The organism is Streptomyces sp. NPDC058240, from assembly GCF_042882135.1.
Lineage (GTDB): Bacteria > Actinomycetota > Actinomycetes > Streptomycetales > Streptomycetaceae > Streptomyces.
Map to the genome: position 1 here is coordinate 89,894 of NZ_JBHVWT010000017.1, position 26,013 is coordinate 115,906.

At 68.1% G+C, this 26,013-nt stretch carries 25 protein-coding genes and 3 pseudogenes; 13 read left to right on the forward strand and 15 right to left on the reverse strand.

Annotated elements, in window-relative coordinates:
• Positions 1-42: 42 nt before the first annotated feature.
• Complete coding sequence (locus tag ACFVX4_RS25010; RefSeq protein WP_331748658.1) at positions 43-456, forward strand: hypothetical protein; 414 nt, start codon at positions 43-45, stop codon at positions 454-456.
• A gap of 211 nt (positions 457-667) precedes the next feature.
• Complete coding sequence (locus ACFVX4_RS25015; RefSeq protein ID WP_389980991.1) at positions 668-2,167, forward strand: alpha/beta fold hydrolase; 1,500 nt, start codon at positions 668-670, stop codon at positions 2,165-2,167.
• A 400-nt stretch (positions 2,168-2,567) separates the two neighbouring features.
• On the opposite strand, the gene ACFVX4_RS25020 is transcribed toward ACFVX4_RS25015, so the two are convergent.
• From ACFVX4_RS25020 to ACFVX4_RS25030, 3 genes are all read right to left on the reverse strand, one after another.
• A complete protein-coding gene (locus ACFVX4_RS25020) occupies positions 2,568-3,674 on the reverse strand; it encodes a ParB/RepB/Spo0J family partition protein (protein WP_389980993.1) in 1,107 nt (368 codons plus the stop codon).
• Positions 3,671-4,813, reverse strand: coding sequence for a ParA family protein (locus tag ACFVX4_RS25025; RefSeq protein ID WP_389980995.1), 1,143 nt, complete (start codon positions 4,811-4,813; stop codon positions 3,671-3,673). The genes ACFVX4_RS25020 and ACFVX4_RS25025 overlap by 4 nt, the downstream gene beginning before the upstream one ends.
• A 293-nt stretch (positions 4,814-5,106) precedes the next feature.
• Entirely contained in the window at positions 5,107-5,757 is a 651-nt protein-coding gene (locus tag ACFVX4_RS25030; RefSeq protein ID WP_389980997.1) for a TetR/AcrR family transcriptional regulator, read from the reverse strand.
• Between the two features lie 126 nt (positions 5,758-5,883).
• On the opposite strand from ACFVX4_RS25030, the gene ACFVX4_RS25035 reads away from it, so the two are divergent.
• A complete protein-coding gene (locus tag ACFVX4_RS25035; protein ID WP_389980999.1) occupies positions 5,884-7,299 on the forward strand; it encodes an amidase in 1,416 nt (471 codons plus the stop codon).
• Between the two features lie 248 nt (positions 7,300-7,547).
• On the opposite strand, the gene ACFVX4_RS25040 is transcribed toward ACFVX4_RS25035, so the two are convergent.
• The gene (locus ACFVX4_RS25040; RefSeq protein ID WP_389981001.1) at positions 7,548-7,961 is read right to left on the reverse strand and encodes a GFA family protein; all 414 of its coding nucleotides are present in this window, start codon (positions 7,959-7,961) and stop codon (positions 7,548-7,550) included.
• Between the two features lie 878 nt (positions 7,962-8,839).
• On the opposite strand from ACFVX4_RS25040, the gene ACFVX4_RS25045 reads away from it, so the two are divergent.
• The 4 genes from ACFVX4_RS25045 (at position 8,840) to ACFVX4_RS25060 (ending at position 12,743) form a co-directional block, all read left to right on the forward strand.
• Positions 8,840-9,916, forward strand: a complete 1,077-nt coding sequence (locus ACFVX4_RS25045) for a bifunctional DNA primase/polymerase (protein WP_389981003.1) — start codon at positions 8,840-8,842, stop codon at positions 9,914-9,916.
• Positions 9,913-11,481 carry a phage/plasmid primase, P4 family gene (locus ACFVX4_RS25050; protein WP_389981005.1) on the forward strand — a complete coding sequence of 523 codons (1,569 nt, stop codon included), beginning with the start codon at positions 9,913-9,915 and terminating at the stop codon, positions 11,479-11,481. Before ACFVX4_RS25045 ends, ACFVX4_RS25050 begins: the two co-directional genes overlap by 4 nt.
• A gap of 126 nt (positions 11,482-11,607) precedes the next feature.
• Complete coding sequence (locus ACFVX4_RS25055) at positions 11,608-11,994, forward strand: DUF6009 family protein (RefSeq protein WP_389981007.1); 387 nt, start codon at positions 11,608-11,610, stop codon at positions 11,992-11,994.
• Positions 11,995-12,257: 263 nt separating this feature from the next.
• Positions 12,258-12,743 carry a GNAT family N-acetyltransferase gene (locus tag ACFVX4_RS25060; RefSeq protein WP_389981083.1) on the forward strand — a complete coding sequence of 162 codons (486 nt, stop codon included), beginning with the start codon at positions 12,258-12,260 and terminating at the stop codon, positions 12,741-12,743.
• A 533-nt stretch (positions 12,744-13,276) separates the two neighbouring features.
• Here the strand turns inward: ACFVX4_RS25060 and ACFVX4_RS25065 are convergent.
• Both ACFVX4_RS25065 and ACFVX4_RS25070 read right to left on the reverse strand, forming a co-directional pair.
• A pseudogene (locus tag ACFVX4_RS25065) lies at positions 13,277-13,871 on the reverse strand (transposase); the annotation flags it as partial.
• A 116-nt stretch (positions 13,872-13,987) separates the two neighbouring features.
• Complete coding sequence (locus ACFVX4_RS25070; RefSeq protein ID WP_389981009.1) at positions 13,988-14,608, reverse strand: hypothetical protein; 621 nt, start codon at positions 14,606-14,608, stop codon at positions 13,988-13,990.
• 644 nt (positions 14,609-15,252) lie between these two features.
• Between ACFVX4_RS25070 and ACFVX4_RS25075 the strand changes: the two genes are divergently transcribed.
• Positions 15,253-15,462 (forward strand): hypothetical protein, encoded by a 210-nt coding sequence (locus ACFVX4_RS25075; protein WP_389981011.1) that lies wholly within the window; start codon positions 15,253-15,255, stop codon positions 15,460-15,462.
• A gap of 39 nt (positions 15,463-15,501) precedes the next feature.
• Here ACFVX4_RS25075 and ACFVX4_RS25080 read toward each other — a convergent pair whose 3' ends face one another.
• Positions 15,502-15,660, reverse strand: a complete 159-nt coding sequence (locus ACFVX4_RS25080) for a hypothetical protein (protein WP_389981013.1) — start codon at positions 15,658-15,660, stop codon at positions 15,502-15,504.
• Between the two features lie 263 nt (positions 15,661-15,923).
• Positions 15,924-16,550 (reverse strand): methyltransferase domain-containing protein, encoded by a 627-nt coding sequence (locus ACFVX4_RS25085; RefSeq protein WP_389981015.1) that lies wholly within the window; start codon positions 16,548-16,550, stop codon positions 15,924-15,926.
• A gap of 64 nt (positions 16,551-16,614) precedes the next feature.
• Between ACFVX4_RS25085 and ACFVX4_RS25090 the strand changes: the two genes are divergently transcribed.
• Positions 16,615-17,277, forward strand: a complete 663-nt coding sequence (locus tag ACFVX4_RS25090; protein WP_389981017.1) for a TetR/AcrR family transcriptional regulator — start codon at positions 16,615-16,617, stop codon at positions 17,275-17,277.
• A gap of 273 nt (positions 17,278-17,550) precedes the next feature.
• Here the strand turns inward: ACFVX4_RS25090 and ACFVX4_RS25095 are convergent, their stop codons facing one another.
• From ACFVX4_RS25095 to ACFVX4_RS25105, 3 genes and pseudogenes are all read right to left on the reverse strand, one after another.
• Positions 17,551-18,792, reverse strand: a complete 1,242-nt coding sequence (locus tag ACFVX4_RS25095) for a lanthionine synthetase LanC family protein (protein WP_389981019.1) — start codon at positions 18,790-18,792, stop codon at positions 17,551-17,553.
• Between the two features lie 128 nt (positions 18,793-18,920).
• Positions 18,921-19,423, reverse strand: a pseudogene (locus ACFVX4_RS25100) (GNAT family N-acetyltransferase); the annotation flags it as partial.
• Between the two features lie 78 nt (positions 19,424-19,501).
• Entirely contained in the window at positions 19,502-19,726 is a 225-nt protein-coding gene (locus tag ACFVX4_RS25105; protein WP_389981021.1) for a hypothetical protein, read from the reverse strand.
• A 170-nt stretch (positions 19,727-19,896) separates the two neighbouring features.
• On the opposite strand from ACFVX4_RS25105, the gene ACFVX4_RS25110 reads away from it, so the two are divergent.
• Positions 19,897-20,490 (forward strand): GrpB family protein, encoded by a 594-nt coding sequence (locus ACFVX4_RS25110; protein WP_389981023.1) that lies wholly within the window; start codon positions 19,897-19,899, stop codon positions 20,488-20,490.
• Between the two features lie 98 nt (positions 20,491-20,588).
• Here the strand turns inward: ACFVX4_RS25110 and ACFVX4_RS25115 are convergent, their stop codons facing one another.
• Together ACFVX4_RS25115 and ACFVX4_RS25120 are read right to left on the reverse strand one after the other, a co-directional pair.
• Complete coding sequence (locus ACFVX4_RS25115) at positions 20,589-21,131, reverse strand: hypothetical protein (RefSeq protein WP_389981025.1); 543 nt, start codon at positions 21,129-21,131, stop codon at positions 20,589-20,591.
• A gap of 387 nt (positions 21,132-21,518) precedes the next feature.
• Positions 21,519-22,073, reverse strand: a complete 555-nt coding sequence (locus ACFVX4_RS25120; RefSeq protein WP_389981027.1) for a hypothetical protein — start codon at positions 22,071-22,073, stop codon at positions 21,519-21,521.
• 179 nt (positions 22,074-22,252) lie between these two features.
• Between ACFVX4_RS25120 and ACFVX4_RS25125 the strand changes: the two genes are divergently transcribed.
• The 3 genes and pseudogenes from ACFVX4_RS25125 to ACFVX4_RS25135 form a co-directional block, all read left to right on the forward strand.
• Positions 22,253-22,591 (forward strand): PadR family transcriptional regulator, encoded by a 339-nt coding sequence (locus tag ACFVX4_RS25125; RefSeq protein WP_351267891.1) that lies wholly within the window; start codon positions 22,253-22,255, stop codon positions 22,589-22,591.
• Positions 22,588-23,541: a hypothetical protein gene (locus tag ACFVX4_RS25130; protein ID WP_389981029.1), complete on the forward strand. Its 954-nt coding sequence runs from the start codon at positions 22,588-22,590 to the stop codon at positions 23,539-23,541. The genes ACFVX4_RS25125 and ACFVX4_RS25130 overlap by 4 nt, the downstream gene beginning before the upstream one ends.
• Positions 23,542-23,825: 284 nt before the next feature.
• Positions 23,826-24,035: pseudogene (locus ACFVX4_RS25135) on the forward strand (SDR family oxidoreductase); the annotation flags it as partial.
• A 72-nt stretch (positions 24,036-24,107) separates the two neighbouring features.
• Here the strand turns inward: ACFVX4_RS25135 and ACFVX4_RS25140 are convergent.
• Both ACFVX4_RS25140 and ACFVX4_RS25145 read right to left on the reverse strand, forming a co-directional pair.
• Complete coding sequence (locus ACFVX4_RS25140; protein WP_389981031.1) at positions 24,108-25,286, reverse strand: GDSL-type esterase/lipase family protein; 1,179 nt, start codon at positions 25,284-25,286, stop codon at positions 24,108-24,110.
• Positions 25,287-25,395: 109 nt separating this feature from the next.
• The gene (locus ACFVX4_RS25145) at positions 25,396-25,965 is read right to left on the reverse strand and encodes a TetR/AcrR family transcriptional regulator (protein WP_389981033.1); all 570 of its coding nucleotides are present in this window, start codon (positions 25,963-25,965) and stop codon (positions 25,396-25,398) included.
• Between the last annotated feature and the right edge of the window lie 48 nt (positions 25,966-26,013).

Sequence of the window (26,013 nt, forward strand, 5' to 3'; positions counted from 1 at the left end):
CCGCTACTACGACAAGCCGATTCGATACGGAGGAAGGCACCGATGGCCGTTGCAGTCATGTCGCCCCTCGTTGCTGAGCGCATCTGGGCCTTGCCCATCGGAGCCGCCCCGGTGAAGTTCCTTCAGTACCTGGTCTTCCGGAGCGAGAACGGTGGCGCACTGCCGAGCCAGCGCGAGATGGCGGTGGAGTACAAGGTGAAGCCGCCCACCGTCAGCGCCCTGATGGAGCCGCTGTTCGAGCTGAACCTCGTGCTGCGCTCCCGCGCCGAAGGCCGAGGGGGCAACCGCTACCGACTCCACCCACTCGCCGCCAAGTACGAGAGCGTGACGGACATGGAAGCTGCCTTCGCGTACGCCCTCGAAGAGATGAAGAGCGGCAAACTGCCGACCATCCACCTACCGGAATACCGAGCGGCACCGCCGACCGAGGGCCGCCCCGACCTCCGTATCGCCTGACCCGGCAAAATCAGAGGCCCCGTCATCTGCGATGACGGGGCCTCTGTGCCTGAACAACAAGTTGTGCGCCTCACTATACCGGTACGCGCGACGGTCGGCGAGACAGCCGCCGTCGACAGCTGAGCCGTGACACCTCAGCCGGAGCTCCTTGTTACGTTCTCACCATGTGCCCATGGAGGCGCCGTCATACGGGGCCGAAACAGTGACGCGCATGAACACGAGCATGCGTGTGAACCCGAACCCGAACACAAGACGGCGGGTTGTCTCCGTACTCCTGGCCCTGTCCGCCTCCGCAGCGGCCCTGGGCGCCCCCGGTGCGGCAGCCGCCCAGGAGCCGTCCCATGCCAACGCCGCTGTCCCGCTGATCCGTTGGGGCACCTGCCCCAAGGCCGAGCCGCCCTACCCCGACCCCAGCCCGAGTGCGCAGTGCGCGACGGTCAAGGTACCGCTGGACTGGGCGAAGCCGAAGGGCTCGAAGATCGGCATCTTCGTCGCCCGCTACCGGGCCACCGACCCCGCACGGCGGATCGGCGTCCTGATGTCCAACCCGGGTGGCCCCGGGGCGGCCGGCGCCGATGACGCGCTGTACGCGGACGACCCCATCGGGGGCTACTCCCCGGCCATGCTCCCGCGCTTCGACATGATCGGCTTCGACCCTCGCGGTATCGGCCGCAGCCAGAACGCCGAGTGCGACGAGACCATCACCGGCTCGATTCCGGCCCGCCCCCGCAATGCGGCCGAGTTCGAGCGGATGCGCACCCTGAACAGCCGGCTGGCGGACAGCTGCCTGAAGAAGACGGGCGCTCTCGCCGCCCATATGGACGGCGAGAGCGTGGCCCGCGACATGGACGCGATCCGTGCCGCCCTCGGCGAACGCAAGATCAGCTTCATCGGCCATTCCTACGGCACGTTCCTCGGCGAACGTTACGCACGCCTGTTCCCGGGCAGGCTCCGCGCGCTGGCCCTCGACAGCGCGATGGACCCGGACCGGCCGGACGCCGAGCGCTACCTCACCGACGGCAGCGTCACCATCGACAACACCCTGAAACGGCTCGCGGCCTGGTGCAAGACGGACACGGCCTGCGCGCTCAAAGGCAAGGACCTGATGGCTGTCACCGACAAGCTGTTCGCCCGTGCCGACGCGGGCACACTCCGCGATCCGGGCCCGAACGGACCGACGCGGACCAAGGTCGACGCCGACAAGCTGTCCGATTTCCTCACCTTCGCACTCGGCAAGGGGAGCCCGGAGGGCACTGCACGGCAGCTGGCCGCCCTGAACACGGGAAAGGGTGAGGTCAACTGGCTCCCCGTCGGCACCAATTCCGACTCACAACTCGTGCTGTGCCGGGACTACGACTTCCGGATCCGCGACTACGCCCAGTACCTCGCCATCCGCAAGAGGGTCGCGAAGGCCGCCCCGCACGTCCGCTACAACGCCCAGGCCCTGGACAGCGTCCTCGGCTGCCAGGGCTGGACCATGCCGCCCAAGCCCCGGCCCGCCCGAGCCAAGGGCGACCTCCCTCCCGTCCTCGTGGCCAACGCCACCCATGACCTGGCGACTCCGCTGCCGGGCGCGCAGCGCATGGCGCGCTCCTTCCCGAAGGCATCTCTGTTCACGATGGACGTCGTGGGCCACTGGCTCTACCGCAGAGGCGGGACGGAGAAGGCAATGCGAGTGATCGACACCTATCTCACCAACCCGAAGGGCTGACCCGGAAGTCCCGGAGACGGGCCGACCGCGCCACCCGCCTCCGAACCGATCGTTCTGACCGGGCTCCGTCATCCTCGAAGATGCGCGTCAGATCGGACAGGCGCTGAGCGCTCAGGTGGTGAGGTTCTGGATGAGGGGCCTGAGCTTAGGATCGCTCCTAACGAATTTCCGGAGGAGCCCTCCGTTTTGGTCGTCAGGGACACCGCACGCGAGCCTCCGGCGTTGCGGTAGAGATCCTGTGAGGACGCCGAGGCCAGTCCCGGTGGGCTCACCGCCTCGGCTGAGAATCGTGCCCAAGGATTCCGATCAGCTCCATGCGCGTGCGCCCTGCGGTTGGTGCCGGAGCATGGGCGGGGCCGAACTCATCCGGCCCCGCCCATCTGTGATGCAGACGCTTCCGCTATGCCCCGGACGCCGTGCGCGCTTTGATCAGTCTCTGCAGGAGGACTTCCCGCTGCTTTTCCCCCATCTTTTCGATCACGATGTCGGCCACCTTTTCCCCGTCCAGCCACGGCATCTTCACTACGGCCTTGCGAGGCGCGGGGAGTTCGACATCGGTGTTCGTCGCCCCTGCGTCGTTGGACTGCTCGGTCCCGTCCGTGGTCGGGGGAGTACCAGTATCCGGCTCCATGGTCGGGGGAGTACCAGTATCCGGCTCCATGGTCGGGGGAGTACCGGTAACCGGCTCCATGGTCGGGGGAGTACCGGTAACCGGCTCCGTAGTCGTCGGGGTGCTAACGCCGTTAGCACCCCGACCACGCCGTCGCTGCTGACGTTCGGCACGAGCCGTCAGGGCTTCGTCGGCTGCACGCTGTTGCTGCTGTGGCGGCAGCCGTCCGACGTTGCGGGCGACTTCGACTGGCAGGCTCTTGTCTTCCACGGCCTGCTGGAGGTCGGGGGTGAGCTTCAGCAGTGCGAGTCTCTGGGTCACCCAGGGGCTGGACTTTCCAAGGGCACGGGCGACCGCACGCTGCGAGCCGTGGACTTCCACGAGGCGTTCCAGCGCTTTGGCCTCGTCCAGCGGATCGAGGCTCTCGTGCTGGATGGCCGCGGTGAGGGCCGTCTCCAGGAGAGTGTCGGAGCTTTCCGCGAGGGAGTTGTCGATATGGACGGGCACGTCGTCGAGGCCGGCCAGCTTGGCGCCGGCCAGGCGACGGTTTCCGTCGACGACGACGTGTGTAGCGGAACCGAGTTCGGTGTCGTGTCCAGGGTGTGCGCTGAGGAAGGCGGCACGGGTCACGACGGTGAGGGGCTGGATGACGCCTCGCGCGGTGAGGCTGTCCGCCATGTCCTCGACGGCTCTGAGTTCTTCCCGGGGATTGAACGGGTTGTGGGCCAGCTGTGTGACGGCCAGCCGCGGTGAGGTGGTCTGGGCTTCGGCGCCAATGGCCGGGGCGGGGTCATCGCCCTGTCCGGCGTATCGGGCGAAGGACGCGGCGCGGCTGCTGATGGGTTGGCTGACGGCATCGAAGGTGGCGGATGCTCCGAGAGCGTCTGACTTCTTCATGCGAGCCCCCGGACAATCTGCCGCATGCTGTGGGCCTGGTCGGATTCGGGGGCGTAGTCGAGGAGCGGGCGTTGCATGCGAACGGCTTCGCGCTGTTCCTTGACGTCCGGGATGACCGACAGCACAGGCGGGCTGCCGAGCGCCTTCCACTTGTCGAGTGAGGACGTGGCGATGAAACCGCGTCGGGAGTCGTACTTGTTCACGACGAGTCCGAGTTGGTCCACGGTGATGTCGTAGTCCCGTGTCAGCGATCCGACCTGGTTGATGAGCATGCCGTAGGCCTGGGCGGAAGTGTCTTCGGCTTCGACGGGGATGATGAGTCCAGAGGCGCCGGGCTTCTCGCCGTCACGCTGCCGGCCGTAGACGAGACCTGCGTCCATGGCCAGGCCGAGGCTGGGCGGAGAGTCGACGACGATGACGTCGAAGTGTTCCTCGATGGAAGCCAGGGCACGTTCCAGAGCGGCGTGGCGGGGGCCGCGGAAGACGGTGAGTCCGGAGTCGAGGAGGAAGGCGTCGAAGGCTGCCGGCAGAACACGGAGCCGGTCACCGAACTTGGCGCCCTGTATGACGACGGTGAGGTCGATCAGGGACTGCCGGGTGTCGTCACGGTTGAGCATGTGGGTGACGAGGCTTTCCTGACCGGCTGGGATGGCCTTGAGGCCGAGCTGGTGCGAGAGGTGGCCTTGCGGGTCATAGTCAACGAGGAGGACGCGGCTGCCGCGTTCGGCGAATGCCTGGGCGACACCGGCGGACACCGCGGTCTTACCGACGCCCCCCTTCTGGTTGCACACCACGATCCGGCGTACGGAAGCGGTGTCTTCGCCGGCGGGGTTCCGCTCCAACCACAGAGCCACTACCTGGGCAAGACCTTGGATGTAGGAGACGCCTCGCTGGCGGCAGTCGCCCTTGAAGGAGTCGTAAAGCCCTTCGGGAAGCCAGGTACCGAAGGATTCCGCACCCGCTGTCTCAATGTGGGGGAGTGGAGAACTCTGAGACTGCCAGAGCTGCACACCGGCGGTGACGGCATCCTGGACATCGGTGGAGAGCTGGGCCGCGCGGACCTTGAGGGCCTGTCGGAGGGATGCGGGCAGCTTGGAGACCAGCTTCTCCCGCTCACCTCCTGTGTTGAGAGATGACATGGCGGCAGCTTACTGCCGCGAAGTCCGCTCAAGCGACAACGAATCGCGCGTTTTCAGCTGATCTCGCGTTAGTTGTTGGAGGTGCTAACGGCGTTAGCACCTCCGCGGGACATCATCGGCGCCCATGGCGTAGCCGGAATCACCGGTGGTCGCGGCCGGTCATCAGGTCAGCTCACGGTGACGCGCAGAACGTACGGGCGGCCGGTGCTGATGGCCTCGGCCTGGCCGGCGGGATCCAAGCCCGTGAAGAGGTCGCCGGCCCGCGGTCGCCGCCCCTGATGGCGGACGCTGACTCAGCGTCCGCCTGGACGGTTCGGGAGGTTCGAGATGGCGTGCGGAGGCTTGGCCGGCCGCTCCCAGAGCCCGGCCAGGTGCGTGTGGAGGACGTTGTGTGCCTCTTGCGGGGTGAGGTGGCCGATGAGGACGTGCGTGGTGAGGCCGTCCGCGAGGGCGAGGAGGGTGCGGGCCTCGAGTTGTGGATCGAGGGGCACGGCGCAGTCGGCGTCCTCACCGGCTTCCGAGATGAGGTGGGTGAACGCCTCTTGCAGGGCTGCGTAGTTCGCCTTGAGCGTCTTTGCGAGCGCCTGGCTGACAGCTGCCTGCGCGGCGAAGGCGAGCCAGACCCTGGCCTCGGCTCGGTGCTCTTCCCGGAGCAGTGAGATTTCAGCGGCCGCGTGGCCCAGGACGGTGCCCGCCGACTGGGCCGGGCTCCTGACGAGGCGGGCCCGTACGCGCTCGTTGACCCGCTCGCTGATGTGCCCGAGAGCGAACACGAGCATCTCTTCCTTGGTACGGAAGCACCGCTGAACCGCCCCCATCGACACCTGCGCGCGGGCGGCGACGTCCCGAAGGGTCACGCCCTCCAGTCCGCGTTCGTCGGCGAGGTCGCACACGGCCTCGGCGATGAGGCCGCGTCGACTCACGTGATCCACCTGCCTGGGCATGCCCGGTCGCCTCCTTGTTTCACAGCGCTCTGCTTCGCAGTGCACTTTATTCGATGCGCTCGCATCGCTTCCAGGGGTACGGTTCCGATGCAAGCGCATTGGTACGTGGATGAGGAAGGAAGAGCCATGCAGGACGCTCTGTGGAAGATGTCGGCCGCCGCGCAGGCGGAGGCCGTGCGCAGCGCAGAAGTCTCGGCTGCCGAACTGGTCGACAGTCACCTGGACCGCATCGCCGAGGTCAATCCGCAGGTGAACGCGGTCACGCAGCTCCTGGCGGAGCGCGCGCAAGAGGCCGCGGCACAGATGGACCGTCGACGGGCCGCCGGTGAAACGCTGGGACCGCTCGCGGGCGTGCCCTTCACGGTGAAGGAGAGCACCGCCATCGAAGGCGTGCCGACCACGTTCGGCACGGAGCGCTTCCGCGATCTGGTGGCATCGGCCGACGCACCCCCGGTGGCCCGGCTGCGCGCAGCCGGGGCCATCCCTATCGGACACAGCAACATCCCCACCCTGATCCTGGCAGGGATGCATACGCGCAGCGAGTTGTTCGGCGACACGGTCAACCCGTGGGACAGCACCCGGACCCCGGGCGGCACCAGCGGGGGAGACGCCGTGGCCGTTGCCACGGGTATGGCGGCACTCGGGCTCGGCAACGACTCTGGAGGGTCGGTGCGCGTCCCGGCCCAGTTCTGCGGTGTGGCCGGGCTGAAGCCGTCCACGGGCCGGTTCCCCGCCGACCACCGTATTCTCGGCCCGGACGACCCCGGCCCGGCATCCCAGATCCTGGTCACCGACGGCCCGATGGCCCGGAGCGTGGGCGATCTTCGGCTTGCTTACGAGGTGCTGGCCGGAACCGATCCGCGAGATCCACGGGCCGTGCCGGTGCCCGCCTACGGCGAACCGCTCGCCGGGCCGGTGAAGGTCGCGGTTGTGGTGGACCCCGGCGGGCACGGCGTCCACCCCACGATCCACGGGGCCGTCGCGACCGCGGCCGACGCGCTCCGCGACGCCGGATACGACGTGCGCGAAGTAACAGACGTACCGCGGATGGACGAGGCCCTTGAGGCGTACGGCCGGATCACCGTGACCGGGTTCGCCCCGAACTGGCCGATGGTGCGCAAGCTGCTCGGCAAGGGCGGCGACCGCTATATCGAGATGGCGATGGAGCAGACCCCGCCCGCAAGCGCGGCCGAGTTCATGAAGCTGATGGGTACCTGGATGAGCATCCGCCTCTCATGGGCCGAATTCCTCGACGAATACCCGCTGTTGCTCGGCCCGGTCTTCACCGAACCACCGGTCGAGCCGAGGCTGGAATCACGTGACAGGGCGGGCAGGGAACGGGTCGGGTCAGGAATGCGCCTGTGCACCGTCACCAGCTTCGTGGGCGTGCCCGGTGTGGCCATACCGACCGGGATGGCCGATGGGCTCCCCTCCGGGGTGCAGGTCGTCGGGCGCGCGTTCCGGGAGGACCTGTGCCTGGACGCGGCCCAGGCGATCGAGGACCGACTCGGAGTACTCACACCGGTCGACCCGCGGGTGTGAAGCCGAGCCGATTGAGTCCTTGAGCCATGGAGGGCGCAGACCCTCGCCCTCGCTGCGCACAAATCCGACGCGAGGGCACCCGGGCACACGAGGCCCTCGCGCCCTCGACGGCCCGTCCGAGGGCAGCCAACCGTCCAGCGAACTCAAGACGCTCCGGAGGGACACCACAGGTGCCGATGGGCATTCTCGGATGTCCTCGGCCGTACCAGCGGTCTATTCCTGTTCGCCGGGGAACGGCCTGGGCCGCCCTATTGGTGAAGCGGATCGGGGGCGAGGGTGATGGTCATCCACGGTACGGCGACTTGGCGGAAGCTGTGCCCGACAGGCTCCAGGCCGCCCCGCTCGTCGAGGCTGAAGGTCGTCACCATGATCGCGGCAGAGTCGTCCGCGACGGAGACGAGGTGGGTCCCGCAGCGCGGGCAGAAGCCGCGGTGCAGGCTCGGCCAGGTCGCATACCAGGCCGGCTCGCCTCCGGAGCCGGTCCACGTCAGTTCCTCCTTGCGGAAAACGACCCACGACATCGCCGGTGAGCCGGAGAGGAGCGTGCAGTGCTCGCAGGAGCACAGATGGGGATCGTCCGGAGTGCCGGTCACCTCGTAAGCGATGTCGCCGCACTGGCAGCGCCCCGTCCGTCGTTCGGGCGCGGAAGTCGGTCCGGTCATTCGAACATCTCCCTGATGCAGAGGAAGGTTGGGAGCGTCAGTTTGCTACTGGACCGAGATCCGGGGCTGGTGTTCGGCGCTCCAGACCCTGTAGGTGGGGCCATGTTCACCCCGAGCGGTGAACGGCCTCGGGCGGGGCCTCGGCTACCGAGCCGGTTCGGGACAACGACGTGGTCGGTCATCCGGCAGACGCTCCCGACCCAACGATCCTGCGCCGGCTGGTGGCAGCGGCGGAGAACTCTTCCCGTCGACCACAAGCCGATCCTGTGACGTGGGATCAGGCCTGTAGGGAGATCGGTCTCGTTGAGTCCCTTGTTCAGTCCCTCGTTCAGTCCCTCGACAAAAGCGCAGGTCAGAGACATCTGCTCTGGCTGGACAGGGGACCGAAGGGACTGAAGGGACTGAAAATCCCTGTTCCAGTCATTACGCGTGTGCGTACATGCGGACGCGCAAGAGAAGGGTCTTCTGTCCTGAGCTGTTCATAACTGAGACTTTCAGTCCCTTCAGTCCCTCGGTCGAGCCTCAAAAGCCTTGTGACCTGCGCTTTTCCGTGAGGGACTGAACAGGGACCCAAAGGCGCCCAGGCCCTCAGTCCCTGTTCAGTCCCTCACGGCCCAGCCAGGACCGACACGCCCGGCTGGCCAGCCTGATCAGCTGCTTGTCCAAGGAGCAGGCGCCCCAACTCCCCAGGTGGCGAAGGGACTGAAGGGACCCAAGTCGGGAAACGGCTTCGCCCGTGCCCAGACCGCTGATGTAGGCTCTGACCTCATTGGAAACTCAGTCCCTTCGGTCCCTTGCCTGACGGTAACAGCGCTGTGACCTGGTCTTTTGCCGAAGGGACTGAACAGGCTATTAGCCCCTCGGCAAGGACGATCAGCGTGCCGCGTCAAAGTGAGACCAGCGTTCCCCGCTCCACGGGAACCGCCAGTCCCTACGACGTTGCCCGCTGGTGCGCCGGAAACGGCTGGCCGGTGCACCCGCTGGCCCCAGGCCGTAAGACCCCGGCCGCCAACTGCCCGACGTGCCGCAACGAGCCCCACAGGCCGCAGGACTGTCCCTGCCATTCCGCAGGCCGGTGGTGCCACGGCTTTCACGCTGCGACCACGAACCTTGCTCTCCTGGACGCCTGGTGGGGGAGTAACCCCGCGCTCGGTGTCGGAGTCTCCTGTGGACCGGCAGGCCTTGTCGTCCTCGACATCGATGCCCACAGCGCCGAAGTTCCCGACCGGAACCGGCTCCTGCCCGGCATCCCGATCCACGAGAGCGTCAACCTGGCAGGCCTTGCCTCCGGGTTCGACACCCTCGCCCTGCTGGCCGCCCTCCGCAGCCGGCAAAGCCCAGCAGACGACGATTCCACCCTGCGTGTGCGAACTCCGTCGGGCGGATTGCACGTCTGGTACCGGACACCCCCTGAAGGCCCCCGCTACCGTTCCTCCGTGGGCTCCAGCCCGAAGGCCGCCCTCGCCTGGCAGGTCGATGTCCGGTCCACCGGCGGCTACATCGTGACCCCCGCCACCCGCACCTCCGCCGGCACATACAGCCCGGTCGGCGCAGCCCGGCTCCCCGCCACCCTGCCCGACTGGCTCGCCAGCGAACTCCAGCGCACAGGCCACCTGGTCGACCACCGGCCCGCCCAGCTTCCGCCACCACGCCCCAGCTCCCTGCGCCCAGCCCGTCAGCGCGCCCACCAGCTCCTGGAACCGCTGCTCGGCCAGGTGCTGGACTGCGCGGCCGCCACCGAGGGCACCGCCTTCACCGAGAAACTCAACCGAGCCGCCTACACCGCCGGCGGCCTGATCGCCTCCGGCCACCTCACCGACAGCCAGGCACGCGAACTGCTGACCGCGGCCGCCGACGCTGCTCGGCCGCATCGCAGCCGCCACAGCCTTTCCGTCATCACCTCTGCCCTGTCCGCCGGCGCAAGCCGGCCGCTCCATCTCAAAGGACGCCCATGAGCAGCGCCGACAGCCCGCGCTTCGACGCCACTGCCGCAGCGCAGCAGATGCTCGATCTCGAAGTCCAGGCGGAACACCCCAGCCTGCCCGCCCAGCAGAGGGCCGCCACCACGGCCGTCCACGAGCCATCGGCGCAGTCGGGTCGGCTCCCCGGGCTGCTCACCGACCGGGGCAACGCCAAGCTGTTCGCGGTGATGTTCGGCGATCAGTTCCGCCACGTGGAAGGCCTTGGCTGGTACCACTGGGACCAGTACCGCTGGAAGCGCACCGGAGGCGAGAAGGCCGCCGTATGGGCGGCGGGTGATCTGGCCGAGCAGATGCCCGCCACCGACCCGACCGGCCAGTTCACCAACCGCGAGCTCGCTTCCCACCGCCGACGCTCCATGTCGACCCCGGGTATCAAGGCCATGCTCACCCAAGCCAAAGCCTCCCCGGCACTCGCTCTGGACCCCGACGTCCTGGACGGCGACCCCTACGCCCTGTGCACCCCGGCCGGCGTCGTCGACCTCCATACCGGCCACCTCCACAAGCCCGACCCCGAAGCCGACATGCACTCCCGGGCCACCAGCGTCGCCCCCGAGACGATGCCCACCCCTCGCTGGCACCGCTTCCTCCACGACACCTTCGGCGACGACGCCAAGGGCGAGGAGACCATCCACTTCCTCCACCTGCTCCTCGGATACTCCGTCACCGGCGACGTCGGAGCCCAGGTCCTGCCCTTCCTCTACGGCACCGGCGCCAACGGCAAGTCCGTGCTGCTCGACGTCATGACCCAGATCCTCGGCGACTACGCCCAGGCCGCCCCGCCCGGCTTCCTCATGGAGAAGGGCAAGTTCTCCGAGCACTCCACCGAACTCACCGAACTCCACGGCCGGCGCATCGTCGTGTGCTCCGAACTGAAACCCAACGACAAGTTCGACGAATCCCGGGTCAAGCTCCTGACCGGCGGCGACCGCATCATGGCCCGCCGCATGCGCCAGGACTTCTTCAGCTTCAACCCCACCCACAAACTCTGGCTGCTCGGCAACCACCGCCCTGAAGTCGGCACCGGTGGCCACGCCTTCTGGCGTCGGATCCGCCTGATCCCCTTCGAACGCGTCGTACCCGCCGCTCGCAAGATCGACAACCTGGCCAAGGAACTCGTCCAGAGCGAGGGGCCCGGCATTCTGCAGTGGCTCATCGAAGGTGCCCAGCTCTACCTCGACACCCGCGACCCTCTCGCCGGACCCGCGACCGTCCGCATCGCCACCGAGGCCTACGCCACCACCGAAGACCACATCGGCCGCTTCCTCACCGAGTGCTGCACCACTGACAACGGCGACCGCGTCGCCGAACGTGGCCCGGCCGACCTCCGCGTCGAACAAGGCCTGCTGTACGCCACGTACAGCAGCTGGTGCAGCGCCGGTGAGGGCATCCGCCCCGCCACCGCCCGCGCCTTCGCCACCCGCGTGCGTCAGGAACTCTCCCTCGCCTCACCCGCCGACATGATGAAGTCCAGCGGCAAGAAGTACTACCCCGGCCTCGGACTTCTCACCGACGACGAACCGCAGGCCGGCCGTGCCTGACCGGAGCGCCCGACGCGCACCCGCCAACCCGGCCTACCATGAGTACGGTGCCCCCGCCAGGGATCGTGCTCACCACATCAACCCAGGCCCGCAACTGGCCATCGACAACGAAAAGGGGCTGCAGCCATGAGCTCGCTGCTGAACGAGGGCGACCTCCGCCACGAGAGCGCCGTGGTGTGGCTGGAGAACCCCGACGATCTCGACTACGTACGCCAGGCGCTCGACAAGACCGCCCGCCGCCGCGGCAAGCCCCGCTACGAACGCGACGGACGCATGGTCGGTTACACCGAACTCGACGCCCAAGCCGAAGCCGACCCCGACAGCGGCCTCCAGCTCCGCCGCGTCTTCTTCCTCCTCCCGCACGACCGCGACGCCAACCCCGACGGGCCGTACCACGAAGGCGCCCCGGGCGAAGCCGTCGATCCCCGCACCATCGCCCCCAAGCGCGTGGGCGACAAAACCCCCCGCTCTCAACGCGGCCCCGCCGCAGCGATAGCAGCCCCCGGTACCTGAACCTTGGTGAGACCGGTCGCGGTACCGCGCGGACTCCCGGCGCAGGGCGTTGCGGACGGCTCCAGGACGTCGCCGGGCACGGGAGTACCCAGCCGGCGCCCGGTGTCGGGCAGATCGCCTGACCTGCGCGGACCGGATGGGGCAAGACGCGTGGAATCGGGTCATCGAGCCAGACCGCAGATCTCAGCACAGACCGCAGATCTCAGTTGATCCGGTCAGGTCCGGGGCGGTGTCGATAGACTGTCGCCGTGCCGTATTCGCCGATGCCGCCCCAACTCGAAACCGCCCGGCTGATGTTGCGTCCATGGACCGAGTCCGACGCCGACGCCCACCGCGAGCTCGTCGCCGAACGGGGCAACGGCATGCCGTCGATCGAGCACAACCGGCAGATGATCGAGGATGAGCGCGCTGCGTCGGCACTGACAGGCATTGCTCTGCTGGCCGTCATCCGCCGCGATGTGGGCGACTTCATCGGGTATTGCGGGCTCACTGTCGGTCGGGCTTCCGTCGATGAGCCCGAGATCGCGTACGAGTTGTTCCGGCGGGTACATGGACAGGGCTACGCGACCGAGGCGGCTTCCGCGGTGCTCGACGCCGCGATCGCGACCGGACGGAAGCGGCTCTGGTCGACGGTGCGTCCCTGGAACGCGCCGTCATTCCGCGTCCTGGACAAGCTCGGGTTCACGCGCGACCACGTATCGACGGATGACCGTGGCGAACTGGTATGGCTCACCCGCTCCCTGTCATGAGAAGTGCGTTGCGGTGGGGCCCGGTTGGCGCTGAAGGATTTGCAGACTCCAGGTGTCCACCTCGGGACTGCGCGGGTAGAAGACGTTCGGCTGAACCGGGTCGCAGGTCACCAGCAGAATGTCTCCCCGGCCGAGCAGAACCTTCCGCTCGACGCGGGTGGAACGCCGTCCTGGCGTCGAGGGAACCATGGGTGGCCCCGTTCGTGGTGCAGCTGGCCGGCGAGTACGTGCTGGAGATCCTTGACGTGATAGGGCGGGGGCTTGTCGGCCTCGCTGTCCCGGGCTCGGCCCAGCGCAGGCTCTATGGGGAGTTCATCGCGCGAATCCAGCCTTCTTCGCGCGCACGGAGCGGCGCGTGGTGAGCTACTGGTCCTGCTACTACCGCTGGAAGTACGCAGTATTCGGGACGTATCCGGGGTGCGCACTGATGGAGGCGTTCCGGGCCGCCGCGTCGGATCACGTGGGCGCGCACCACGCCACCTCCGCCGGCGGGCGTGGCCGGCGGATTTGCCTGAGCGTGGTCGTCGTCTCTGTCCGGCGAGGGCAAGGTTGTGCCAGCGGGTGATGCCGAGGACGGCGTGGTGGACGCCGTCGCCTTTGAGGCGGCAGTCGCGCAGGATCTCCATTTCTTCATGCGGGCGAATATGCGCTCGACACGGGCTCGGACTTGCTTGCGCGAGCGATTGTGCGCCTCTTTCCAGGCCGGAAGTTCGGCCCGCCCTCTCTCACGGCGGTGCGGGATGACGAGCCCGGTGCCCTGGTAGCCGCCGTCGGCGATGGTGACCGTGTGACCCACGGCGGCCTTGGCGCCGGATTCCGCCCATGCCTTGCAGTCGTTGCGGTTGCCGGGGGAGTGGTCGCCCGACCAGGACGACCAGGTGGCTGTCGCCGTCGATGACCACCTGGTAACCGTTTGCGGGGCCGGAGAGCGAGTGCGGGGCCGATCTGGTCGATGCCCCAGGCAGCAGCGGACTTCGAGATGCCCAAGAGTGGTGCGAGCTGGCGCAGAGTCAAATTAGTGCGCCAGTAAGTGACGACCAGCAGGGCCCGGCCCTGGAACGGCAGGCCCCACGGCCGTCCGTGGCGGACCGCATCGGCGCCCTCGCGCCGCAGTGCGCCTACGAGCTTCCTTCTCAACGCATGTAGGGCCGACGAGTTCGTGAGCAATGATTCGGGGCCCCTTGTGGCTGCGCGCCTACCCGGCGGGCCGGATGCCCCGGAGTGCTGACGTGGAGCCAAGTGGGTTATTGGCAAAGGTATTTCAAGAAGGCCGTGGCATCGACTTCGGGTGCGCGGCCGCGCAGGAGTGCGGCGAGCTGGTCGTGATAGGCGGGCGGCCAGCTTTCGTAGTCGTCCTCTTCCCCGCCGGGACCGTTGAGGTGCTCCACGACGTAGGCCTGGGTGAAGCAAGCCAGCAGCATGACGAAGTCGGCGGGCGTAGGTGCAACCCAGAACGGCTTCCAAGAGCCCGTGCCGTGAACTGCGATGCCGACTCGGGTGCCCGGCACCGCGGTGTCGGCGATGAACGGATCTCCTGAGTGGTCGGCGATGACCACCCACTCGTCCGGCCACTCGTTCAGCCGGTGCCTGTCGTTGCCGTGCCAGCGATAGCCGGACTGGTAGGAGACCAGGTCCCGACCAGGGGTGAGCGTGATCTCTCCGAGCGGGGCGGGGATATTGACCGTGTCGAGCGGTCCGGAAGTCCCATAGAGGCTCCCCAGTTCTGCTGACAAGGGCAGATCCCGAGCCACCGTCTGAAGATCGGCGGCCGGGCAACGCCCGAACCTTGCACTGACGTCGGCACGATGCAGCACCTGGGTCAGCGTCGCCATCGTGGACCCCATCACCTCGTCGGAGCTTGGCATGCTGTGGAGCATATGACCTTGGCGAGCTCTGCTCGCCCGCACATAGTGACGGCCCAACCACGCCACGGGGAGCCACTGCCGCGTCGACCAGGTCCGGCGCCACTGCGAGAGCCGCTTTCGCGACCGTCGGGCATTGCTCATGATCGAGAAACGGCGGCAGGGTGCGGCCGCCTGTTGAGCTGGTCAGCGGCATCGCGATTCCTGTCCACACTCCCCACCAAGCCCAGTTGGCGAGGCCATAAGGTGCGCTGATGGAAACGGAGCAATGTCGTACCAGCCGAGTGGCGCGATCAGCCCTGTATTCGGTCGTCGCCACGGGATGCCTGATCCTCGCCGTCGCTGCGGGCTGGAGCAGCATGTTGCTCGTCGTCCTTGGTCACGTGATTTCCAGTTGGGCAGTGAGCGCAACCCTGCTCTTCGTATCAATGGTCCTTATGCGAGTCGCTGCCGCGCGGCACCGGTCGGAGGCTGACCGGACGACATCGCGTCGTGTGACTCCGCCACGATTCATACGTGGCCTGCTGGTGGCCGTGGCCGGACTGGGCAGTGCGTTCGGTGTGTTGGGCGACCTCAGTTCGGATTACCACGTTCTTCACCCCACAGGCCCGCACGGTTGCACAGCCGTTGTGCGGGAGACATCGTTCTTGTTCGCCGGTAGCGGCGAGGTGTACGCGGTGGGCCCGACCGGCATTGCCTGGCGGCCGTCGGGTTCCTGGCAGGCCGATGACGGCTACCGCCCCATTGCAGAGGGCACGTACGAGCTGCGCTGGAACCGGGACGGCGGCACCTTGACGGTCCGCGGTAGTGAGGTCAATCCGGTCATGGACGGACTGCACGGCGTCGACTGCAACTGACGTGCAGCCTGCGGTTGTTCATATCGTCATGCGCCGCAATCAGGCCGCCACCGCCTCGGTCCAGCCGTGCATCCCCTTGGTCACCGCGTCGTGCGCATCCGGCAGGAACTGGTCCGCCGTGGGATGGACTCCGTCGAAGACACCAGTCGGGGTGGTGACCAGGGCGAGGCCCTCGATGGCGCGGATGCGATCGGTCATGCTGGGGTGCTCCTCATTTCGGATTCGGGGTGCAAGGGGTAGTCCTGCCCGGGTGCCGCAGGGCTGGGATCGTACGAAAGAGATGGACCCGCTGCAGGCCCTTCTGGCGCCGGTCGCCGCCCGGCGTGAAGATCGCGTGGCACTGATCGGGCCGATCCGCGCCGGGCCGAGCTTGCGGGCCTGTCGCAGATCGCCGACAGCCGCTTTTGTTTCGGGTGCGATTCGGTACGGGGGCGTGATCACTCTGGCCTCTCGCAGAACTCTCACGCCGCGGCGGAGGTGCGGTGCAGCGTGAACCAGAACGTCGGGACCGGGTTCGTGCCGGGCGTCACGTCGGTCAGTTGCCACCCGGTGAACCTGGCGCCGAGTTCGTCGGCGGTGACGCCGGAGATCGGGTCGTCGAACGCCTCGGGCCCGTACCCGAACATCAGCAGTCGTGCGCCGGGGGAGGCACGCCTCGTGAGGCCGGCGGCGTAGGCGTCGCGGCGGTGCGGTGGAATCCCGCAGTAGCAGCTCAGGTCGAAGAACAGGTCGTACGGGCCGGGCACGCCCACTTCGTCGAGTCGGGTGGCGTCCCCGCACAGCACCGTGACGTCCGCACCGGCCGCGGCGGCCTTCTTCCTCGCCTGCCGGACCGCACGGTCGACCAGGTCGACGGCCGCCACCCGCCAGCCGTTCCGGGCCAGGTACACCGCGTTGGTCCCGGTGCCGCAGCCGAGTTCGAGGGCCCGGCCCGGCACCAGCGCGCCGGGTCCCTCTACGAGGGCCACGAGTTCGGGCGGCGTGATGCCGCTGTCCCACGGCGGCTTGCCGTCCCGGTAGTAGTCCTCCAATGCGCGGCGCACAGCCGCCTCTTGGTCGAGCTCCGCAGCCGTCCGAGTCTCACTCATCGCCAACCTCTCCAAGAAATTAGAGTCTAACTCTAGTGACTGACTCTAGAGATAGACTCCCGGCATGCATGCGGTCAAGGGATCCGACGGACAGAACGCCAAGCGCCCCGACAAGCGGGCCGAGCGCTCGCGGCGCACTCGCGAGAAGATCGTCGCGGCGGCGCGGGACCTGTTCGTCGCGCAGGGGTACGGCGCGACAAGCCTTCAGGAGGTTGCGGATCGCGCGGGCGTGGCCGTCCAGACCGTGTACTTCGTGTTCCGCAACAAGCGCGCCCTGTTCAAGGACGTCGTCGACACGTCCATCGCGGGCGACGTCGAACCGGTCGCCACGATGGACCGCGACTGGTTCCGCACCGCGTGCGCCGAGCCCACCGCGGCCGGGCAACTGCGCGCCCACGTGCGGGGTGTACGCGACATCCTCGGCCGTGTCGCCCCGATCATGCCGCTGATCGCGGCTGCCGTGGCCACGGACCCGGAGATCGCCGCGCAGTGGCCCGCCGGACCCGACCCGCGCTACACCGTCCAGCACGCCGCAGCGAAGACACTGACCTCCAAGCCCGATGCCCGCCCCGACATCGACACCGCCCGTGCCGCCGACCTGCTGTACGGGCTGCTCAGCCCGGAGCTGTACCTGATCTTTGTCCGCGACCGGGGCTGGTCCCCCGATGCCTGGGAGGAGTGGGCCTGCGCGGCCCTGACTGCCCACCTCTGCATTCACCACGAGTAGGCCACCGAGGGCCGGCGCTGGGGCGCTCTCCGGCGGCACGTGACTGCCAACGAGCTGGATGTCTGTTGCCATGCCGTCGGCTTCGAGGCCGGTAGGCCCGGGTTTGGGGTGGGGGATTGGTCAGGTGAGGCAGACCATGATGGTGCGGCAGACCATGGTGGTGCGGCAGGTGTTCCGCAGTTCTTCGTCGATTGCCTGACAAGGGGGTTTGGGGCGCAAGTGTTCGCCGAACGGTCACGGTGACCGTTCGGCGAACGGAGCCGCAACAGGCGCTCAGGCAGTGGGCGGATGGTCCGGGAAGGGGACCGCGTATCGCGGGTCGCGGTTCGCGGTGATGCGGGCGTGGCGCAGGAGCTCACGGATGATGCCCGCGTTGCCCATGGCCCAGCCGGTGGCGGGGAGGAGGTCACTGGGCGTTTCACGGTGTTCAACGTTGGACCAGTGGGTGCCGTTGGCGTCGGTCGTCGCGCGGGCCGCGAGGTCGGCGACGAGGACGTCGGCGAAGTCGTGGCCGTCGCCGCGTTCGACCTGGCGGTCGCATGCGAGTGCGAGGACGCCGGCGGTGCCGCAGCAGCGGCCGTTGTTGTCCCAGAAGCCGGGGCGGATCCGTCGTGGGATGCCGGAGTTGACGAGTGTGTGCCAGCAGCGGTCGGCGAGGGCGGGCCAGGCGGGATCGTCGGGCAGGATGTGGCTCAGGAGGCGGAACGCCTGGGCGTCGCCGGCCGTGCCGTGGCACCAGCCGTAGCTATGGCGTTCGATCTTCTCGTGTTGCTGTTGTGGGTCGGAGTGCGCGACGAGGAAGCCGTCCGGGCCGGCGTCGTTGCGGGAGACGACGTCGGCGGCGCCGGCCAGTGCGAGGTCGACGAGGTCGGGGCGGTCGGCGGCCCGGCCGACGGCGGCGAGCGCGTAGACGATGCCGAGGGTGCCGTGCGACATGTGGTGCATGCGGGGGACCGCGCCGGTGCGGATCTCCCACTGGACGCCGGCGGTGGTGGGTTCGGCAGTGTGCAGGTAGCGGTCGACGGCCAGTTGGGCGAGGTCGAGATCTCCGCACTCCAGTGCGGCGAGCGCTATGCCGGCGTTGCCGACGATCAGCTCGAAGCAGTCGTTCCACCCTGCGCCGTCGTAACGGGACCGCAGGATGTCCAGAGCACGGTCGGCGGACGCCCCCGCCACGGTGTCGCCGAGCACGCGGTGCACACCCCGCAGGGCGACGGCCATTCCGGCCACCCCCGTGTAGAGGCCGCTGTCCTCCCAGTCTTCGACCGCGTCAGCGACGCTGCGGGCACCGCGCAGGGCCGCGTCCGCGTACCGGTGGTCGGCGAAGTCCCGCCATGCGTCGAGGAGGGTTGGCAGCACCCCCGAAGTCCCGCTGTACAGAATCGGCGTGACCTGGTCGTCTGCGAGGGTGTCCGGCCAGGCCGAGCCGTCGCCGACGTCCCGGGCAGCCTTCAGCAGCCACTCCAGGGCTCCGACGGCAAGTGACTCCGCGTCGTTCGGTGCATCAGGGATCATCGCCCCAGCGTTCCACAGAGGTTGGGGTGTGGGAGTTGGCCTCCTCGAGCTCTGTCAGCTCGGGGCTCCGGAGTCCGGCCCGGCTCGGTCGGGAGCGCACGGTGCGCACGGTGCGCACGGTGCGCTCGGAGTGCCCGGTGCATGACGGGCAATCCCACGTATCCGTGAACCGGATGGCGGAAGCCTTCCGGGAGGGTCCCCACGACCGCGAAGCCGAGCGAGCGCCAGAGGGCGACCGCCCGTGTGTTGGTCTCCACGACGGCGTTGAACTGCATGGACCGGAACCCGTCTTCCCGCGCCTGTTCGAGCACGTGTGTTCCGAGCGCCCGTCCCACGCCCTGCCCGGAGTGCGCCGGATCCACCATGAAGCCGGCACTCGCGATGTGCGAGGCGCCCCCGCGGTGATTGCGGACGCTGTTGGCGGTCCCGAGGGTCTCGCCACCGCTGCCCACGGTGACGAACGTGCGTCCGGGCGGCGGTGGAAACCACATCACCCGCGCCTGTTCCTCGGTGGTCTCGTGATCCCAGAAGAAGGTCTTCCGGCCCGCACGATGCCCTCCATGAACGCCCACATCGCGGGCCAGTCCTCCGCGGTCGCCTCCTTGACCAGCGGAGTCCCGATGTCAGGCATCTGTCGTGTTCCTTGCTCGTGAGAGTTCTCGTGCGGGTTCTCGTGCGAGTTGCTGTTGTTCGTCGACCGATCGGGCAGTCAGGACGTGACGGGGTAGTTGCTGCGGATCGTGTGGCGCGGGTCATGACGGTGCTTGATGTCGCGCAGCCGGGCCAGGGCGCCGGGTGCGAAGGCGTCGGCCCCGGTCTCGCCCGGCGTCAGGTAGGTGTACGGCTTGCGCCCGCTGATCGAGGGAGCGAGGTCCCGGACGAACTGCCGCTGGCGCGCTTGGATGGCCGTGACGGACTCCGGTGAGGTCGGCACGCCGAACAGGTAGAGGGCGTAGGTCTCGGCGAGGGGCGCGTGCGGGCTGTCGGAGGGGCCGAGTTCCTCCAGCGACCGCAGCAGGTCCCGGCCCTTAACGACTCGGTACGCGATAGTCGGGACTCTCGAAGCGATTCGATGGCCCCTGGCGGTCCTGGGAGACTGCCAGCATGACTGGCATGATCGTGGTCAGCGACTACGACCCCCGATGGGCTGAGCGATTCCAGGATCTGCGGCAGCGACTTGCACCTCACGTCGCGGATCTGCCTGTATCCATCGAGCATGTCGGAAGTACGGCCGTGCCCGGATGTGCTGCCAAGCCGATCATCGACCTTGACTTCGTGGTGGCCGAGGGGGCGGTCATGCCCGAGCTGATCTCCCGGCTTACCGGGCAGGGTTACCGGCACGAAGGTGATCTGGGGATTCCGGGGCGGCAGGCCTTTCAAGCCCCTTCTGCGGCTCCCGAACATCACCTGTACGGCGTGGTCGCAGGTTCCAAGCCCTACCTTGACCACATCTTGCTCCGTGACTACCTGCGTCAGCGGCCCGATGAAGTCCGGCGCTACAGCGCGTTGAAGGTGGCCCTCGCACAGCGGTTCCGCGCCGACAGCGACGGCAGGCAGGAGTACTCGACGGCGAAGGGCGCTCTGGTGGAGGAACTGGTCGCGAAGTCCTACGCCGCTCGGGCCGCCGGAGCCGGGCCGGATCACAAGCTGGTCTTACCGACAGGGGCCACCGGGTCCTCCGGCCGGACGCCCGGATAGGACGTTGCGAACGTACCGATCGGGTAGCGAGCGTTCCGCTGCTCTGCGTTCACGTTGATGTCCTTCGCGCTGTTGGCCGGGCGAGGGCGGTGAACCGCTCAATCGCCGGGGGCTTCTCCCGAAGCGGCCCCTTGTCCTTCCAGGAACTTGCTCACCTCGTCGGCGAGGGAGCCCTTGGCGCGGCCGGCTTTCGCCGAGGTGCTGGTGGGGGGCTCGGGCACGTCGGCGCCGCCGACCCACACGTGTGGAGCGGACAGTTCGTCGTCGATGCTCATGCGGACCTGGATGTCGACCACGTCCAGGTCACGGGCGGGCGCAGCGGCGTAGAAGGTTGCTGTGGCTCGGCGCAGTGGGTAGAGCTTGAAGCCCTCGATCTCCTTGCTGTTGTAGTCGATGAAGGCGGAATCGCCGTCCTCGCCGACCCTCACGTCGATGTGGCGTCGCTTCAGCTCGATCAGGAACCATTCCTCAGCGCGGTTCTCGACCGTGACGCGGAAGCTGAAATATTTCAGCTTCCGCGCGTCGCTGTCCCGGCCCTCGGGCGGGACGTCACCCTTCTTGAAGGAGTGGATGCGGACACGTACCCCCTCGTGGTCGTCTTCGTACTCGCGCCAGTCACCGATGACGTTCGGTCGGTGCATCCCCGCCCTTGGTCTCTCGCAGCTTGATATGAGGTCGGATCAAGATTATCGACAACAATCACAGTCGGTAATCAGTAGCCGGACGCATCCGCTGAATGCGCATCACCTGACATGCGAGCCGGCCAGTCCCGGGGCCGTGTACGTCGCCCAGCGTCATCCGGGTATCGCCCCGGGCGGGCACGCAAAAGCGTGCCCGCCGGTGCTACTCGCGTCAGCACGCCGGAGGGCCACCGTTCTGGCCGGAGCCCGTCAGGACGTACAGCGGGGTCATCACTTCGGCGGCGACGAGCAGGGCGACGCCGATGTCCGGGTCCGCCGGTCCGCGCCCGTCCGCCCGCGCGCTGAATCTTGGATATCCGCCGGATGCCAGCCCGCCGATCTTGAGCGTTACACCACAGGGAGCCGTCGCTGCCCCTCCGGGGTGAAGGTGAAGGTCTGGCGGAAGGGTCCCGTTCCGAAGCGCACGGCAAGCAGCAGGGGCTCTTTGTGCTCAGGTGGCCATGATTGCCCGGTTCCCGGAGCACTGTCGTTCCAGAGATGGAAGGACACCATCGGTTCCTCCGGGTTCTCAGTCAGGTAGCCGAGGGTCTTGCCATACAAGGGGTTGGTCCCGCCGAACAGCATGGACGGGGAACCGAACTCGTCGACGACGTCCGCCCACACGCGGTCCTCGCCCGCCCATTGGCGGACCGAGCCCTGCAAGGCTGCGTATTCGTCGGAGCCCAGCACGCGGTCGGGCTTGAGCCAGCCGCGGCGGTGCGCGAACTCGGCGTACACCGAGGCCATGCCGTACTCGTAGTAGCTGTCCGGGATCAGATCGCGGAACGCGCCCGCGACGCCGATGTTGGACCAGGCGCCGCGCTCTTCCCGGACGCGCTGCTGCTCGGCCAAGGCCTCGGGCCGGCACTCCACGAACAGCAGATGATCCACCAGGATGCGCAAGCCCAGCTCGTTCCCGAACATTCAGGGACGACGCAGGGCGAGATTCAACTGACCGACGAGATACGCACCGTATCTCGTCGGAGGTTGCAAGCGATCGGGAAGTGGGCACCCGACAGTCTCCCGCAAATGCCACCGGATCGCGGTGACATTAGTGTGCGACGCACAGTATCGTGCCGTGTGTGGGCACCGATGAACTGATCCTCAGCCAGGCCCAGGAGCTACGCCGCGGCACGGTCGTCCTGGCCTGCCTGGCGCTCCTGGAGGAGCCGCAGTACGGCTACGCGCTCCTGGAAACGCTCGGCGATGCCGGGCTCGCCGTCGACGGCAACACCCTCTATCCGCTGCTGCGCCGCCTGGAGAAGCAGGGGTTGCTCATCAGCGAGTGGAACACCGACGAGTCCAGACCGCGCAAGTTCTACCGGGTCAGCCCCGAGGGCGCCCGGGTCCGCACCGGACTGCTGCGCGAGTGGCAGGACCTCGGCGCCTCGATATCACGACTGACCAAGGGGGACCGTTGAGTAGTTTGCATGCGTCCGGCACCGGCACACTGACCGACCGTTACGTGGTGGAGGTCGTCCGGCGCATCCCGACCGACCAGCGCGGCGACGTGGCCGACGAGCTGCGCGCCACCATCGCCGACACCGTCGAGGCGCGCGGACCGGCCGACCCGGAGACCGCGGAGCGCGAGGTGCTCACCGAGATGGGCGCCCCGATCCGGCTCGCTGCCCGGTACGCGGACCGGCCGCTCGCACTGATCGGACCCGCGCTCTACCCGACGTACATACGACTCCTCACGGTCCTGCTCTCCACCGTGCTGCCGGTGGTCACCGCCCTGAGCGCGGCGCTCGACGTCCTGGACGGCCAGGGGGTCGGCGAAGTGATCGGCGGGGCCGTCGGGGCGGTGCTCACCGTCGGCGCCCAGATGATTGCCTGGCTCACCGTGGTGTTCGCCCTGATCGAGCGGTCCGGCAAGCGGCCTGGCGCGGCCGACAGAACCTGGACGCCCGACGACCTGCCCGACCGCGGCGTACCGAAGGAGCGCGGCGCGGCGGTCTACGTCCGGGTGGCGTGGCACGCGCTGCTGATCGTCCTGATCGTCTGGCAGCACACCGCGCAGCCGTACCAGACCGACGGTGGCACACGCCTCGACGTGCTCGACCCGGGCCTGTGGTCGGGGTGGATCTGGCCGATCCTGGCCGGGCTCGTCGGCCTCGTGACACTCGACGCGATCCGGGCGGTGCGGGTGTGGACGCTTTCGCTGGCGGCCTGGAGCGTCGCCGCCGAGGCGGCCTTCGCGCTGCCGCTGATCTGGATCCTGCATCGGCAGGAGCTGTTCAACCCGGCCTTCCTGTCCGACGCCAATGGTGGCTGGCAGGCCCCGCAGTCCCTCTACACCGTGGCGGCGCTGGGGGTCCTGGCGGTGAGCGCGAGCGAGGTGGTGAAGCGGTTCCGCGAGGCCCGGGGCTGAGTCCGCGGCGGCTGCTGGAGTTCTGCACGCAGGACGTTGATGTCAGGGGGTGGACTTGTGGGTTCACGGGTCCTCGGGGACCCGCGAACCCACGGGTTCGATCCGCTGTGGGTGGCCTGCCGGTGAGTTCCCTCGACCCGGAAAACCAGCCGAACCTCACTGCATGCGAGGACTTCCGGCATGACTGTGACATCAAGCAGGCCCAGCGGGTAGGGAAGCGCCTCCCGGAGCGGTGGACTTGCCCCGCATCAGTGCGCTGATCCACACCAGGAACACGACGTACCACCGAGGGAGCCGTCGAGCACCTCCAGCGCGTCGCCGACCGGCAGGGTGTTGACGTGAAGGAGGTACAGCAGCAGATCGTGGAGCACCTGAACGTGCCCATGGGCAGGCCCGGCGATCCCGATGACGTGGCAGAAATGATCGCGTTCCTCGCATCCGGCCGCGCGAAGTGGCTCACGGGAGCCGAATTCCGGGTCGACGGCGGCATCATAGACCGCAACCCACCACTTCCGCCGGATCGACGGGCGACGCACGCCCTCCAGCCCCGGACCGGAGCGATGTGCTCAGCCGGTCTTGGTGGCGAAGGGGCCGCCGTCGCCGAACGCGAGCCGCCCGAAGTTCTCGCCGATACGGCGGTGAGCCGCGGGATCAGGGTGGATCTCGTCTGGCAGCGGGAATTCGGCGTAGTCCTTCTCCCCGTACAGGTCACGGCCGTCGAGATAGTGCAGCTTCGGGTCGTCGGCCGCCCGCTGTTCGACGATCCGGGCGAGTTCGTCGCGGATGATGTTGAGCGTCAGGCGCCCGGCGGCGCGTTCAGCCGGATCGCCCGTGGCCTTGAACCGCAAGGTCCCGCCGTCGAAGTCGGGCATGAGGGGGCCGGGAGTGTCCTCCTGGACCGGGCACAGGATGGGCGACACGATCAGCAGTGGCGTGGTCGGGTGCCCCTCGCGGAGGGTGTCGAGGAATCCGTGCACCGCAGGGCTGAAGGCACGCAGGCGCATCACGTCGCTGTTGACGACATTGATGCCGATCTTCATGCTGATCAGGTCCGCGGGGGTGTCCCGCATCGCACGGGCGGTGAACGGGTCGAGCAGCGCGCTGCCGCCGAACCCCATGTTGACCAGCTCCACTCCGCCCCGGGCGGCTGCCAGGGCCGGCCAGATGGCAGTCGGATGGGTGGCGTTCGAGCCGTGGCTGATGGAGCTGCCGTGGTGCAGCCACACCCTGCGCCCGCGGTCCGGCGCCGGCTCGATGGGGGCATCGGTGCGCAGGGCGATCAGCTCGGTGATCTCTGTATGCGGAAGCCAGATCTCGATGTCCTTGTCATGCGCGGGTAGACCGGTGAACCGGGCGGTGCCGACAGGCCCTTCGGACAGCTCGGAGGACTGGGTGACCATGTCGGTGACCGTGCGCACGTTTCCGCCGGCCACCGTGGCCTGGGCAGCGAGCCGGCCATCGACCAGCAGGTCGTACACGCCGTCGGGCGGGGCCGGAAAACCTCGGTAGACCCGCTTGGTGGGCAGCGTGTCCAGATCGATGTTCGTGGCCCGGGTGCGGAAAGCCAACCGCACGCCGGAGGGCTGGGCCTCGGCCGTGGCCAGTTGGTTGTCGGGGATCTGCCGTCGAGACCGAGCGGGCAGCCGATGCGGCAGCAGACCGTGTGCGGTCGTTTCCACGTCGAGGTGACCGCGCAAGATGTCCGCGGTGACGGGTGTGGTGATCCAGTCGTGCTCAGTGTGCATTGCCTCAGCCTTGCTCAAGGTTTTCAGTGTCAGATGCTTCGGCGCCCGGCATCAGATGCTTCGGTGCCCGGCACGGGCGACTGCCTCCGGCGGTGCGCCTCTCATCCGGTCAGCGTGCAGCGCGGTTTCGCAGCAGAGTGTCGAGGGAGTCCACGATCCAGGCCCAGGATTCCTGCGCGTCGGGGGCGCTGTGCTCGAAGCCTCCGGCCAGCTCCAGGCTGACGTAGCCGTGGAACACGCTGCCCAGCATTCGGACCGCGTGCGTCTGGTCCGGCTCCGTCAGGTCGTAGCCGCGCAGGATCGCCCGCGTCATCTGTGCGTGCCGCACCCCGGCGCTGGCGGCCGCCGTCTCGGGATCGAGCCTGAGACGGGCGGCGGCGTAGCGACCAGGGTGCTCCCGGGCGTAGTCGCGGTAGGCATCCGCGAAGGCGGACAGGGCGTCCTTGCCGGCACGTCCGGCCACGGCATCGGCGACCCGGTCGGCGAGTTCCTCCAGCGCGAACAGCGCGATCCTGGTCTTGAGCTCCTGGGAGTTCTTCAGGTGCGAGTACAGACTCGCGACCTTGACGTCGAACCGCCGGGCGAGCGCCGAGACGGTCACGTGATCGAAACCGACCTCATCGGCCAGCTCCGCCCCCGCCAGGGTCAGGCGCTCCGGTGTCAGTCCTACTCTAACCATAATCTTCCTCCGATCTGGCGATAACCATTATGCGTTTGCCTAAAGGTT